The 15,151-nt window shown below is 31.3% G+C and carries 11 protein-coding genes; 3 read left to right on the forward strand and 8 right to left on the reverse strand.

Annotated elements, in window-relative coordinates; all coding sequences use genetic code 11:
* Positions 1–483 precede the first annotated feature (483 nt).
* Positions 484–1,551 (forward strand): hypothetical protein, encoded by a 1,068-nt coding sequence (locus BC961_RS02915; protein WP_121924342.1) that lies wholly within the window; start codon positions 484–486, stop codon positions 1,549–1,551.
* Between the two features lie 83 nt (positions 1,552–1,634).
* On the forward strand, positions 1,635–2,510 hold the full coding sequence (locus tag BC961_RS02920; RefSeq protein ID WP_121924343.1) for an SdiA-regulated domain-containing protein: 876 nt from the start codon (positions 1,635–1,637) through the stop codon (positions 2,508–2,510).
* Here BC961_RS02920 and BC961_RS02925 read toward each other — a convergent pair.
* Entirely contained in the window at positions 2,493–6,230 is a 3,738-nt protein-coding gene (locus BC961_RS02925; RefSeq protein WP_121924344.1) for a metallophosphoesterase, read from the reverse strand. The genes BC961_RS02920 and BC961_RS02925 overlap by 18 nt on opposite strands.
* A gap of 25 nt (positions 6,231–6,255) precedes the next feature.
* On the opposite strand from BC961_RS02925, the gene BC961_RS02930 reads away from it, so the two are divergent.
* Entirely contained in the window at positions 6,256–7,422 is a 1,167-nt protein-coding gene (locus BC961_RS02930) for a Pycsar system effector family protein (protein WP_121924345.1), read from the forward strand.
* 2 nt (positions 7,423–7,424) lie between these two features.
* On the opposite strand, the gene BC961_RS02935 is transcribed toward BC961_RS02930, so the two are convergent.
* From BC961_RS02935 to BC961_RS02970, 7 genes are all read right to left on the reverse strand, one after another.
* Positions 7,425–9,785, reverse strand: a complete 2,361-nt coding sequence (locus BC961_RS02935) for a GAF domain-containing protein (protein WP_121924346.1) — start codon at positions 9,783–9,785, stop codon at positions 7,425–7,427.
* A gap of 176 nt (positions 9,786–9,961) precedes the next feature.
* A complete protein-coding gene (locus BC961_RS02940; protein ID WP_121924347.1) occupies positions 9,962–11,020 on the reverse strand; it encodes a nucleoid-associated protein in 1,059 nt (352 codons plus the stop codon).
* A gap of 169 nt (positions 11,021–11,189) precedes the next feature.
* Positions 11,190–11,729, reverse strand: coding sequence for an IS1096 element passenger TnpR family protein (locus BC961_RS02945; protein WP_121924348.1), 540 nt, complete (start codon positions 11,727–11,729; stop codon positions 11,190–11,192).
* 200 nt (positions 11,730–11,929) lie between these two features.
* Positions 11,930–12,541 (reverse strand): HPP family protein, encoded by a 612-nt coding sequence (locus tag BC961_RS02950; RefSeq protein ID WP_121924349.1) that lies wholly within the window; start codon positions 12,539–12,541, stop codon positions 11,930–11,932.
* Between the two features lie 6 nt (positions 12,542–12,547).
* A complete protein-coding gene (locus tag BC961_RS02955; protein ID WP_121924350.1) occupies positions 12,548–13,828 on the reverse strand; it encodes a chloride channel protein in 1,281 nt (426 codons plus the stop codon).
* Positions 13,829–14,079: 251 nt separating this feature from the next.
* Positions 14,080–14,475 (reverse strand): hypothetical protein, encoded by a 396-nt coding sequence (locus BC961_RS02965; protein ID WP_121924352.1) that lies wholly within the window; start codon positions 14,473–14,475, stop codon positions 14,080–14,082.
* Between the two features lie 47 nt (positions 14,476–14,522).
* The gene (locus BC961_RS02970; RefSeq protein WP_121924353.1) at positions 14,523–15,086 is read right to left on the reverse strand and encodes a sugar O-acetyltransferase; all 564 of its coding nucleotides are present in this window, start codon (positions 15,084–15,086) and stop codon (positions 14,523–14,525) included.
* Between the last annotated feature and the right edge of the window lie 65 nt (positions 15,087–15,151).

The raw sequence follows: 15,151 nt of genomic DNA on the forward strand, positions 1-15,151 counted from the left end.
AGGTAAATATGGGTCTCCAAATATAAAATATATATCTATTCATCAATTTCTTTTTATGATAAACTTTCTGTCAAATTAAAAACTGGCTTAAAATAATTAGTTAAATAACTACTAATCAATGTTTTAATAAATTTTATATTTTAAAAAAGTCATTAATTTTTTAAGAAATAATTTGCTTATCTACTGAAAATTAGGTTTTTACTTGAAATATTTAGCTGTTTTATTGTAGCTGTTTATCTCATGGACTTTATAATTCGAATAAATAATATAAATTTTAAGGTAATAAACTATATTTAAGATAGTTAAGCTTATTTCGACAACGAAAATTCTATGATTTAGAGATAGAAAAATCAATTATAAAAACTTGTTTTAGTTTAGCTTCTTTCTTTTAATTCATATTTTTAAATCACTTCGTTTCCTTCGTTTAGGTTTAAATACTTTTCATTTTAATTTATCGTAATTTTGCTTTAAACCTATTTTAGTATGAGTGAGCCAATAATGCTTTTTAAAAAGCCGTCCTATCCTATAAACGATTCCCTTCTAAAGTATTTAGAGCGTTTTGATAGGATTTCAAAAGTTTCTATTTTTTATGACGATTTACTGCGTTTTTCAGGTTCTATAACTGTTTATGATAAACATGATCAGGATACATTATGGATTAGAGTGTATTACAATGAATTTGAAAGACAAGAAATTGATTTAAATTTAAAAAAAATCTATTCGCTTTTACATTCTGATGGTAATCTCGGGATTCTTAAATTCTTGAATGTCGATTGTATTGATTATTGCACATTTGGAAACTCTAAACCTTTTAGAATAAAAGTTAGAAATATATTAAATGATAATTACACTCACTTTTACATTAAGAAAGCTGATGCGTCGCGCGTTTATGGTTTAGAGTTGGAACATATTCTTTCACCGGATAAGATTAACTTTTTAGTGTACGGAGACACGCTAGTGGAAGAGCACATTATGGGGATTGCAGGAGATGTTTTTATAAAAACGTTACTTACTGAATGTACTGAAACCGAAAAAGCACAAATTGCAAAAGAATTTGTAAAGTTCAATGAACGTTGTATGATTCGATTATTAGGTGATATGCGCGCTTACAATTATGTCGTTATTCCTATTCATGATTTTGACCAAGTAGTCTATAGAATTCGGGCAATAGATTTTGACCAACAATGTTATGAAGGTAATTTTAAAGTCTATCGTCCTCAATTTTTTAAGGAGAATTATCCAATGGTTAAATTGGTAAAAGACAAATTGCAAAATAGTTCGATCGAACAATACAAAGATGAAGAGCGATCTGTTTTAGCTAAACGAATTCTTTCTGCAGAGAATCGCATTAAAATGTTATTAAAGATCATGGGACAAGATAATATTGCACCAGATTCCCATTTAGAGCAATTACAAATGGAACTCTATAATTATACCAATGATTTGAATTTTAAGAAAGCAAAATCAATGGGTAATATAATGATTGCAGCATTTGAGTTCATCATTAGAAATTACAAGAACATAAATCTGTTTAAAAACAAGGTGCAGTAATTGTAATTCATTTTGTGAAATTTTAAAAAATTATATTTCTGCTTTCCAGTCAGCATAGCAGATGAAAAATTAAGTTCCTAAATATGAAAAAAACATTTCTATTCTTGTCCGTTATCGTTTTATTGGGTTGCCAACAAGGATTTAATTCTCTAAATACAATCTTTTCGTTACCTAAAAAATTAAAAGAAGTCTCGGGATTAACATATGATAGCAATAGCAAATTATTGTGGGCATTGGAAGATCACGGTAATGCTAATGCAATTTATGGAATAAATTTAAAGGGGAAAATTGAAAAAACAATTACAATAGAAAACACTGAAAATTTGGATTGGGAGGATATTACTCGAGACAATCAAGATAATCTTTACATAGGTGACTTTGGTAACAATGAGAATAGAAGAAAAGATCTTGCCATTTATAAAATTGACAAAAAGGATTTGCAATCTGAAAGAGTAAAACCTTCCTATAAAATTTCTTTTGCATATCCAGAGCAAAAAGATTTCCCACCTAAAAAATCAGAGCTATTTTATGATGTTGAAGGTTTTTTTGAATTTAAAAGCAACTTTTATCTTTTTACAAAAAATAGAAGTAAAGGATTTGATGGGACTTCATTTCTTTATAAAATTCCAAACAAAGCAGGATTTCACAAAGCTGTTTTAATGGGTAAGTTTAAGACTTGCAACAAGTATAATAGCTGTGCTATTACTAGTGCCGCAATAAGTCCAGACAAAAAAACAGTAGTTGTTTTAACGCATGATAAAATAATAATGTTCGAAAATTTTAAAAGTGATAGTTTTTTAAATGGTAAAAGAACAACAATAGAATTAAATCATTTTTCTCAAAAAGAAGCCGTTACTTTCAGAGATAATAACACCCTATTTATCGCGGATGAAAGAACTAAAAATGTAGGCGGGAATGTCTATGAAGTTAATCTCACTTCATTAAAAACCAAATCCTAAACCAACTGCTATCCTAGCTTCTTCATCGCCAATACTTTTAAAATAAGTGAGACGTGCTGTTAAAGTATTGAGACCATTTAGCCATAATCCTCCACCATAGGATTTGTGCCATTTTTCTGAAGTTTCGCCGTCTTTCCAAACTCTTCCGTAGTCAAATCCGCCTAAAATTCCAAAAGACATGGGAACAAGATTTCTTTTGATTTTACCTAAATCCCAACGAACGTCAGTACTTTGATAAAAAGATTTATTTCCTAAAAAACGTTCATTTCTAAAACCTCTTAAATCATAATCACCGCCTAAATTTGCTCCCTGATAAAATTCGTAATTATTATTTAAAATTGTTTTAGCTTTGAAAATCGTGGCGAAAACTACTTTTCCATTTGCGTCAATTTTATGATTGAAATTTAGTTTACTTTCAAGCATTGGAAAATTTCTTTTACCATCTGATAAGTTTGTTTTCCAACCAGCTGTCATCGAAAATCCCATTCCCATTGATGGAAAAGCTGGAAAATCATAATTTTCAAAACTGTACTTCACATTCGCACCAGCAAACTGTTGACTGTCGAATACTGCTGGATTTAAGTTTGTCGCAGAAGTAACGAACCTATTGCTTGTTTGCTCAACAGTGATTCTTTCAAAGCTAGTTTGGAACCGAATCGTACTTCCATGTTTCCCTACTTTTTTTATTGACGGAAACGCTTTGATCATTTTCATTCGAACGCGATTGTAATCTTTACCAATATTTTCATCATCATTAATAGTTTCATTTCCATCTCCAAAATAATTGATTGTGAAATTTGGACTTGTATATTGACTTTCAAAATCTAAATCCCATTCTGCAAATAATTTTGGAAACGAGGCATTGTATCCGAGTTCAAATCCAGAAGTGGCAAAGTAGTAATTCGTTTTTAAGCTGTGTTTTTGGGTGTAAGGATTTTGATTGAAATCATTCACTTTGTAACCAGTGATCAGGCCTAGCTTTACTCCATCATCAGGATTATATCCAATATTAGGCAGTACTGAAAAGAAATTATATTTTGGCTTTTTGTAATCGTATAAGCTAACTTCATAATCATCTGACAATAAAGTTTTAGCTTTGGAATCTATATCGAAAGTATTTTCTTTTGTTTTAAAATCTTGAATTTTTATATTTTTTCCGTTTTTAACTGTGTAAGAATCATTATTTTGACCACCTATTAAACGAATTTTTATTCCAGAGTTTTTCATTCCCGTTACTTCAAAAATGTCATCGTCATCTAATCCATAAATCCATATTTTTTTTGTTTTTTCAGTAGTAAAAGTTCTAGTGTATTGTAATTCCTCTTTATCCTTTTTAACGCGATAAACTTGGATTTCTAGATTGTTTTTATCTGTATTATGGATTACAAACTTGTCTTTTTTATCAGTTCCCACAATCAAAACAGTATGCTGCAATACTCCATAATATTTTGAAGCAGCACTTTGTAGGTCTTTTTTACGCAGTTTTAATTTTCTTTTAATGTCTTCAATTGTTCTGTCTTGAACTTCCTTTGGTAAATTATCAAATGCTGCATCGATAGCTGCATCATATAAGTTATCTTCTATATATTTCGCCTGCGTGATCCACTCGTCTTCATTATTGATTTTCAAAACAGCAAGGTCTAAAGGATAGGGCTCGCGATTCATAATCTTTACATTTTTTATTTTATCTCTAAAAGATTGCATGTGACGCAGCGGAACACTTTTCATTAAAAGGGAAAGTAATGTACCATCATATTTTGTAAAAGCTTGATCGCGATCGCGAGGAATTGGCTTGTAGACAATTTTTTCACCTACTTTATATTCGCCCCAGCGCCATTGATCATCGTGTCTATCCCAATCGCCTATTAAAATATCAAATAATCGTGCTCGAATATATTCACTTTCATCTACTGAATACTTTTCATCTTTCAAAAGATTTTTTAATACATCCTCTGTACTTATAATTGCTGAAGGTGTTCCAAAACTTTTCACCGCTATTTGGCTTGTAGTTGGTCTTTCTTCAACCATATATAGTTCGTTTCCAAAATCTGCATTAAAAGAGCCTAAGGCATGATGTTTTGGAATGTAATATAATTTAGGATTCGTGTGAGATACTCCAATTTTTTCTGCTAGATTTCCAACAGCAAATGGAGTATAGGGATGAGCTGTTGTGTAAAAATCAGCTAATAAACTTTCAGCGTATGTGCCATTAAACTCATCTTGTATAAATTGGTTCTTGAATGCTACCGATTGAAGGAAGCGTCCCGTACTTTTCTTGAGTGCACGCATTACGTACTCTTTTTTATTTTTATCAATCAGTTGCAGTGAATTAGATTGATGTCCGCCACCAGAACGTTTTGGTTGCAAACCACCCAAATGCGTATCAATTGTGGCTGTTTGTGCTTCTATTGGTAGATTGTAATATTTGCGGTAATGCTTTCCAAAAAGGAATTTGTAGAATTTAGATTTCTTAGTTTGTTTATCACTGTAAATACTTGTAGTGGTCGTTTTTGGAAATGATTTTGGAAAGTTTGCTATTTCAAAATTATTTTTTGGTTCTAACACATTGTGTTGAAAAAGTAATTTTTCAATTCCGTCTTCCTGTCCATAAAAAGATACTTGCGCTGTTCCATTTTCGTAAAAATCTAAAGATGCGTAACCATTTTTACCATAAGAGAAATCATTAGGAAACATCGCTTTTGCAGCTTCAAATTTTGAACCCGCTCCGCTGATTATTTGTTTTATACCATCATTTTCTATGTATTGTAGATTATGATCATGACCAGAAACTATAATTACATTATCATTACTTTGTAATAACGTTTTTACTCTTTGCGTAAATTTAGTGTAGTACTTATTTTGAATGTCTTGCGGACTTATGCCTGAAGTTGCGCGAAGAAAATTAATTGCAGACCCTAAAACAGGTAGCAGAATTTTTTGCTCTAAGGGAAATAGTTGCTTTTTCAGTGAGAATTGTCCACCATGAGTTCCGTTGCTCATTAATGGATGATGCACCGCTAGTAGAACTGTTTTGTCTTTATTTTTTACCAGTAAATCTTCTAATTCGTCGAAAAAATCTTCGCGAGTTTTAATTGTACAGTCGTCATTAATAGCGGGAAATTTGTCCCAATCTTCTAAATACCATTGGCTGTCAATTGTAATTAAGAGTAAATTTTTGTTTATTTCTAGATCTTCAATTCCACAACTTTTTCTAGGAAGAAATGATTTTTTATTGTTGAGGTATTCAGTCACTACTTTAGCCTGACGTTCCAATCCTTCGATGCCACTATACCAATCGTGATTTCCAGGGATAAATATAGTTTGTCCTTTAAAATCATTTGATAATTTTAGTTGCGCATTTAATTTACTTTCTGCAATTTTTTGCTTTACTAAATCTTTGTTATTGGGCAAACCTTTAGGATAAATATTATCTCCAAGAAACAATAGAGTAGAGTTTTTATCTGCTTTTTTTAAGCGATTTTCTAACTCACCAAGATTTTTTTGTGTTGTAGCTTCTTCTAAATTTCCAGCATCACCAACTAGAAAAAAAGTGTGCGTAATTTTTGAAGTTTCAGCAGTTTGCTCTTTGATAGGATTTTGAATATTTTTCCCATATTGTGCATGATGTGTTGCACAGGATTGTAAAATAAATGTTCCAATAAGTATTATAAAAATCTTTTTATTAAAAGTAATAAAAGAGTTATCCGAAATTAATTTCATAATTTAGTACTATAAAAATTAGTCCATGAACCTAATAGAAGAGGCCAAAGCATTCATTGAAAAATTATTCAAAGATAAACTTTCTACTTTATATACCTATCATAATTTAAAGCACACCACTGATGTAGTTGCTGCTGTAGATGAGATTATGACGGTTGAAGATTTGAATATTGTTGACAAAAAGATTCTACTTCTTGCAGCTTGGTTCCACGATGTTGGTTATGTTAATGGATGCCATCAACATGAAGAATCTAGTATTGCAATGATGACTGATTTTTTAATCAATAAAGGTCAAGATTCTCAAACTATTGAAAGCGTTGCTACTTTAATTCGCTCGACCACACTAGGATATATTCCACAAACACTCCTAGAAAAAATAATAAACGATGCTGATTCACATCATATTTCCAGCACTCAATACCACGTGACGAGTAATGCTTTGAGGATGGAACTTCAAAACACGAGTCAAAAAACTTTTTCCGACTTAGAGTGGAATAATGAAAACATAAATTTCCTAGTTAATAGGCATCAATATTATACTAAGTATGCATTAGAAAACTGGCAAACCTTAAAAGAAAAAACGATACAAATTCTACAAGAAAATAAAGTTAAAATGGAATTAAGTAACACAAAAGAAGTAAAGAAAAAGTCTAAGGAAGATAAACCAGATCGTGCCGTTGACACCTTATTCCGAATTACATTAAACAATCACACGACTTTAAGTGGTATTGCTGATAGTAAAGCTAATATTTTACTTTCCGTAAATGCCATTATAATTTCAATCGCACTTTCTACACTAATTCCAAAATTAGACAGTCCCAGCAATGCACATTTAATGATTCCAACCTTTATAATGTTGTTATCTAGCGTTATTACAATTATATTTGCAATACTTTCTACGAGACCAAAAGTTACTAAAGGCGTTTTTACGAGACAAGATATTGAAAATAAAAAAGTGAATTTATTATTCTTTGGTAATTTTTATAAAATGCCGCTTGATGAATACCAATGGGCAATGAACGAAATGATGAAAGACAAAGATTATCTCTATAATTCAATGATTAAAGATTTATACTTTTTAGGATTAGTTCTCGAAAGAAAATATCGTCTTCTTAGAATTACCTATAATTTCTTTATGTTCGGAATTATAATATCTGTTATTTCCTTTGTGATTGCTTTCCGAATGGTTTGAGTTTAATGCAATTCGTTCAGCAGATCTTCGTAACTGTATTTTTTTATATTCTGATCGAAATTGTTATTCTGAACTTTTACACGGATTGCTTTTAGACCAGATACGCCTTGCAATTCTTCGACTTCAAACTCCTCGATGACTGGTTCTACTATGTTCTTGAACTGTAAAAATTTGATGTAGTTGAGATATTCAATTCGCTCGCTATTGTGAGAATATACGATTGTAATTTTTTCTTCCTCAGTGATTCGTTCCATAGTTCCTTTTATATTTGCTTTATCAATGCGTTTTTTAACAACTTCGTATCGTGCATTATAAGTTCCATCTACGTCAAAACGTTTTTCATCCATTCTAAATCGTATGGAAATAGGAGAGCTAAAAACTAAAATTAGAGAAGTTACATCAAGCTCATACGGTAAACTGCTTTTTAATTGGTGATGTTCCATTTCCATTTCACAAAGAGTTTGTAGTTGCCAAAGCCTTAAATTATGGAGATACATAATATCAAAAGCTTTCATTGGAGCAATAGATGAACCTATGTATAGATTGTGTTCTATGCCATCAGTCTTGAATCTTTCATAATAGTGAGGGAAAATGTTTTGTGCTTCTGTTTGTTTTTCATCAAGAACTCCCGCGAGTTTTTTATTAATAATTGAAAGTGCGTTATCAAATTGTTTTCTTGCATGATAATACAATCCTGACTTTTCATCGAGACTATCAAAGTAACTTTTCTCAGCCGCACCATTTTCAGCGTTTTTAAGAACAGGATGAATTTCATTTTGGATGTACAGCTGAATCTGTTGTTCCGTATCTGCTTTTAGAGGCAAATTCAATTGATCTAAGAGCGATTTTAATTCGAATTTACGTTGCTCTAATAATAAAATATTAGTATCTGACCCGTGATTTTCGAATATTTCAATCACTGTGCTTAATTGCTTTTTTAAATCCTCTTTTACGGTTTTGTTTCGGTGTTCTGATGACCCTTTGATATCAATTTGGCCATATAAAGGAAACACTTCTTTGAATACAATTTCTTTGAAAATGTAATCTTTATTTTGACGTTTTGTTTCGAAATATTGTAAAGCTTCTTGTCTAAATTTCCAATATACGCTAGGATGAATAGCCGTATATTCTCTTTGAATTATAGCTTCAATTTGGTTTTGCTTGTCTAAATTGTGACGTTCTGTAGTGTCAATTAAATAAGGTATAATCAGGTCTAGTTTTCTTGCATTAAGACTGCTGAGTTCTCTTTTATTTGGTGAAACTAATTCAATAATACCTAGAATAACGTCATTTTTCACAATGGGACAAAAAATACAACTTTGAATATTTTGTTTTAATAAATGTTGTCCTAATTTTTCATTACCGGGAACTAATGCAAAATTTTCAACGTTTGCAATCGATAAAGGCTTTTTGTCTTTTAATAATTTTTCGAAAGAACAGCCAAAAAACTCATTATTACAGTTTATTTCTCCCTCAGCTGACAATATAAAGCTGCCACTGCTTTCATCGTTATTGTAAGTAGTCTTTACAAACTTATCTTGTTCTTCATCGTAAATAATCATCCCAACTTTTAGATTTGGATTTTTAAATATGGAACGAAAAATAGATTCAAAATTATCTTGAAGCGTTATTAGTTCTATTTCCGGTTTTAATAGATTACTTTTTAGATTTGAAATCGCACTTTCAGTAGTGGCATCAAATAATATAGCAATTCCGAAACCTTTTAGTGTCCAACTATTCACTGGAAATTTCTCTTTCCACAAAGCGATATCATCACAATTATCCATCAACAAGTCAATGTCGTCTTGGGAAATAGGATTTACGTTATCAGTAGGTTGAATTTCTAAAAAATCAGCATTATATAAAATCCTATATTGATTCATGACTCCGTTTTCACTTGGAATATCATAAAATAAAGGATTGTTGTAATCAATATTTTGTCCGTAGAATTGATTTAAAATTAACGTACAGCTCATAATGTAAAACTGATGTTCGTCTAGATTTCTTATAGACATGTCAAAAGCGATACCAGCTTGTTGTACAATTTTTTTAAAACGTTCTGTGTAATTAAAAGTGAAATTTTGAAAAGGAATAGTAACTGCTTTAATCTCGTTGTTAGTTAAAGCGGTTGGAAATAGATCGGCCAGTAAGTTTTTTATTAAAATTTCATTATCGTAAATTAAATTTAAATCTTCAATGCCTGTTCTAAATTCAGGAAATGGTTCAATCTCTTTTAGTAAAGCTTTTGCATAATTAGCCCGATAATCCACATCAGAAATAGAGATTTCTTCAAGCGCTTCAATAAGCTTGTGAAAAGAGATCATTGTTTTGAAAGGACTTTCGGTAAAGAATTGATGTGTCATTTTCTATTTTTAGAAAGGTAAATTTACAAATAATAATAGTTTTATTGCGCTTTCTATTCAACTGTTCTATCATTCGAAATTTTACGTTTTGATCCTTTAAACAAAAAAATCCCCAAGCAATTAGTTGCTTGAGGATTCATGTTTTTTTAATATCGACTATTTACACAAAGTTACCATTAGGACTTTTCTTCTTTGTTAAAATATACAAGGTAGTAATACATTTGTTTTTCTTCGTCCCATCCTTTTTCAACGTACTTCTCTGCACTTTCAGGATTAATGAAATCCATTTTAATTTGGATATGAGTATCTAGATTAATTACGTTTTTAATCGATTTACGTGCGTCAGAAACTGCTGCATTCGCAATAGGAAAAGAAGTTACATCTTCAATACTATACTTTTCGCCTTTGTCTATTTTATAATTTTTAAACTCTGGAATTAAGTCCGGATTGTCTAAAACTTCATTTAGAAACTCTGTCTCTTCAAACTCATTATTTTTGGCGAAATAATTAACAGAGCGATTCATAAACATTACTTCTTCTTTCTTGTCTTCAGCGGGGAAAACAACATCTTTAGCAAAGTTTTGACAGAATTTTAAATATTTCTTAGTGATGAAATTTTCATCTTCAAATGCATCCACAGAAAGGAAATGCTCTAACCAATATCTGGCATCATAACGATTGCTGTCTACCGTCAAAATTTTATATCCTTCTTCTTTTTTATAGTTAAAGATCAAGCAACCTTTGTCAAGTTTGTTCAAACTCACACCTTGTTGTAAAATCATTTCTAGGTGAGATGCTTTTTCTTCAAACTGTAAAAAATCAGCTTGAATTTCACTTTTGAAAATCCCTATCGCATCAACAACGTTGTTGTCGATACTCAAGTTTGTCAAATAGGTAACATATACTTCACCATTTTTAATGTGAGGATGATTGGATTGCTCAAATAAATGATTTGTTATTTTTTTTGATACTTCATGAATAGTCGCAGGATTGTCAAAAACTTCAGTAGCAAACTTGAACATATCATTGTAATCCAAATCAATTTCGTGAGCAAACTGAAAATAGTTTTCCTCTTTTTCTCTAAATGGTTTAAAGAAAAATTCTTTCATTAAAGGTACAATTTCATCATTCAAGCTAAATGGCTGTTCTGATAAAAAAATAGCTTCATTTCTACTTTTATTACCAACTCTATGAATTGATAAATTTTCGATATGTGTATTATATAGGTTGATCATCTTATTAAAGTTTGAGAGGTAGGTTTTGAAATTACTTTTATTTACACAAATGAATAAAAGTTTTCATTAAAGGTGTTTTGTGCAAACAAAAAAGCTTTTCGTTATTATAGCAATATTTATTTATAGTTCGCTTAGCTCCCTTTCCTTTGGAGAGGGTCGGGGAGAGGAATTAATTCCAGTTCTCCTCAAAACCGAAGTCTTCAAAACTATCATCTCCTTCAAACATGTCTAGATCATCTTCATCTAAGCCATCTTCGTATTCGTCATTGTAATCATCGGCATTATCAGACTCAAAATTTTTCTCCATTGCTTCATCAGGAATTTCTCCATGAGAAAAAATCGTTTCTGGATACGCATTACCTGTAACAGGCTCTTCAATAGCCGCTAATTCAACAAGGAATGTCCACATATTAATGAAATCGTAGACATAGATAATCTTTGTGTTTTGTTTGTCTAAAATATCAGATAAAGCGTAATCACTCATTATTTTTTGCTCGCCAGGAACATCTCCAGTATCAAAAAGCGAAATTTCATCTTCCTGATTCCAAGTCTCGTCGCAAGTGTAGAAAGAAGCAACATCCATCCCGTCAAAACCGAAAGAATTGAAAATTGCGTTGTGTAAATCCTCTAATGTATCTTCCTCATGTATAGCAATATCTCTAAAAACATCATCTTCTGCGTCTAGTATCACTCTAAATTTGTAAACCATAATCTTTCCTGTTATTTTGAAAGGTCAAAGGTAAAATTTAATTTTAGATTTAGTCTTGAAGTTTTGTTACAGATTTGCGATTTGTTGATAAGATTTTTGCGTATGAATATGAAATTAGAAGCTTAAATAGGAATGTTTTTCAGACTCAATGAGTTAGTGTGAATTCTATTTTCATCCTTTTTTCTATTAACAAAATTTATTTATTCTGCTCTCCGATTTCTAAAGGCTCTAGAAATTCTCTTTCTGAATTTGTGGTATTTTTTATGGTTGGGATAAAGTCTATTGTGCGCCATATTATTCGTGATTAACGCTACTGCAAGTAGAATAAGTGATCCGCTTAGTACAGGGGAAAGAACGTATAAATAACCTAACTCTTTAACTTTTTCGGAACCAGCAATTGCAATCAAAGCAGTCGCGCCACCTGGTGGATGAAGTGTTTTTGTTATTTGCATCAATACAATCGAGGAAGCGACCGCAAGAGGAGCAGTTAACCATAAGATATCGGGCAAGAATTTATAAACAGTCACTCCAATAATGGCAGAAATCACATGACCGCCAATAAGATTTCTTGGCTGAGCCAAAGGACTTTGAATAACTCCATAAACTAAAACACTAGACGCACCAAAAGAACCTATTAAATAAACCATATCCGACTTTGGGAGCACTTGTGATTGTAAATAAGCTATAATCCCGATACCAACAAATCCACCAATAAAAGCCCATAAATGTTCTTTGAAATCGACAAGTGTTTCTTTATAAAGAATGTATTTTGTTTTGCGGTAATTCCTCTTGATTTTATGGATTGATGACATAAGTAGTTATTTTGCTAGGCTAGGAGAATAAGTGTATACAGTAAATGGATATAATAATTTTGCCGTATATTTTGAAATTAAGCAAACTACTAAAATGGGTAGAAATAGGGTATAATCATTGGTTAAACCGCAAACTAAAAAAATGGCTGTAAAAGGCGCGTGAATACTTGCACTTAAAACGGCAGCCATACCAATGATCATAAAGTTTAGCGGAATGACATTAGCGTTTAAATATTTATTTAAAAGTAAAGCAAGCAATATACCTAAGAAAGCACCAACAAATAAGCTGGGCGCAAAAACACCTCCGTCACCTCCTGCAGCTAGCGAAGCAGAAGTAGCAATAGGTTTTAATAGTGTTATTCCAAAAAATGTTAACGCTAATGATAAAGTTAAGACAGTATCATTTGAGTCAAGTAAAACAGTTTTAATCGCATGATATCCCTCTCCATATAATTGAGGGAATAAAAAAAAGGAAACACTTAAAATTGCTGAGCCTAATATGATTTTGTAATAAGGCTCGCTTATTTTGGAGAATCTTGATTTAAAAAACAAAACACATCGCGTTAAATAAACAGAGTATATTGCAGCTAAAACTCCTAATAGAATAAAATAGGGAGCTGCTTTTAAATGCCAAGTTGTGATATTAACCGTAAACAATGGTTCTTCATGTAATAAATAACTAAGTGCGGAGGCGATTGATACTGCAATGACAGTAGTGAGAATAAATGCTCGCGTTAATTTTTTAGAAATTACTTCCAATGAAAAGAGAATTCCTGCAATAGGACTACTAAATAGAACGGTAATCCCTGCAGCTATTCCGGCACATATTAGTTCTGTTTTGTATTGTCTAAACATATTGTGCTTTCGCTGCGCAACTGCTCCTATAGTTGCTGTCGCTACAACGGTAGAAACTTCAATTCCAGTAGATCCACCAGAAACAACTGTTAATAGACCGTTTATAAAATGAGAAGGAATCTTATAACTTGGTAGGTTTTTAGTTTTTGAATTTACGCTCTCAAATATTTCTTTAATCCCTTTATTTTCTTTCTTTTTGAATAAATATTGTCGTAGAAAAAAGATAATAGAGAAACCAAAAATAGGGAAAATTATAAAAAACAAGGAGTTAGTAGATGCTCGATGAAAGAATATAGCTTCGTAGTATTCAGTCGCATTTTTTAAAACTATCCCTAAAAATGCAGAGAGAAATCCAATCAAAACGGAAACTATTACTAATTTTTTAAACTTAATGAATTGGTAATTTTTTTTAATTTCGGCATTTGTATTCATTGGATCGAAGTGCTAAACTTTGGTTGTCCTAAAACAAGAAAATATATTGTTAATAAAAATAATTCTACATCACAAAGTTAAAAAAACAAAAGCACAAATGAATCCAATTAATGTGCATGTTACACTATTTTGTGATTACCGTATTTTTTTAGCTAAGAAAAAAACAATTATTTATTATTTTTTTATAAAAACAAGATTAATTAATAAATTTTCTCAAAAAAAAGCCTAATTGATTGATTAGGCTTCAGTTTCTATTTTTTTTGTTCAGAGCATAACCCTACAATTTCATGAAAAGTATTATGTAAATCAGTGATGGACTTCACAACATCGGCGTCAGATCCATTAGATTTGATGATTTTATTTAGCGCTTTACTCTTCATTTGTAAATGTTCTGCAGAGACAAGTATAGCATCAGTTTTAAATTCTACTGGAACTTCTGATTTTAATAATTGAGCTGCTTTATTCATCATTTCTTCCGAACGTGCTTTTATTGGAGCCAAATCTCCTTCTTCAGCTGGATGAAAAGTCTCAGACATTATCTCGTGAAATTCTTTAATCGCTGGCCATTTGTCAAAAGTAGATTGTGCCGAAACAGTATTAGCAACAAATACAAGTAAAAACGCCAACAGTAATTTTAAATGTTTCATAGTTTTATAATTTAGTGATTAATATAGGACTGAAATAAACATAGTTTTTATTTTTCTAGATTTAACTTTCTAATAACTTTTGCAGGATTTCCTACTGCTAAGGAATTGTCTGGAATGTCTTTTGTAACCACAGATCCAGCTCCAATAACACAACCATTTCCTATTGTGACACCTGGACAAATCACTGAATTTCCACCTATCCAACAATCGTCACCAATAATAATAGGTAAAGCATTTTCTAATGTCTTGCGCAATTCAGCATCAAGAGGATGCGTTGCAGTATACAATTGCACTCCGGGAGCAAAAAATACATTGGAACCTATTGTCACTTTCGTGCAATCTAAAACAACGCAATTGACATTGAAGTAAACGTTTTCTCCGCAAATAATATTGTATCCATAATCACAAAAAAATGGAGGTTCGATATAAAGATTAGCGCCAGCATTCGGGATTAACTCCTTAATGATTTCTCTCGCTTTTTTAGTAATTCTATACTCAGTTACATTTAATCGATGCAGTAAGTTTTTAGATTTTCTGCGGTCTTTGACTAGTACAGGATCACCTGCTAAGTAATATTCTCCAGCGATCATTTTCTCTTTTTCAGTAGTCATAGTAATAATTTTGATTGTTGTAAATGTAAAAGAAAATGAATCGTATTACAACTCATCCTCGTTTA

The sequence above is a fragment of the Flavobacterium weaverense genome (genome assembly GCF_003688495.1).
Classification (GTDB): Bacteria; Bacteroidota; Bacteroidia; order Flavobacteriales; family Flavobacteriaceae; genus Flavobacterium; species Flavobacterium weaverense.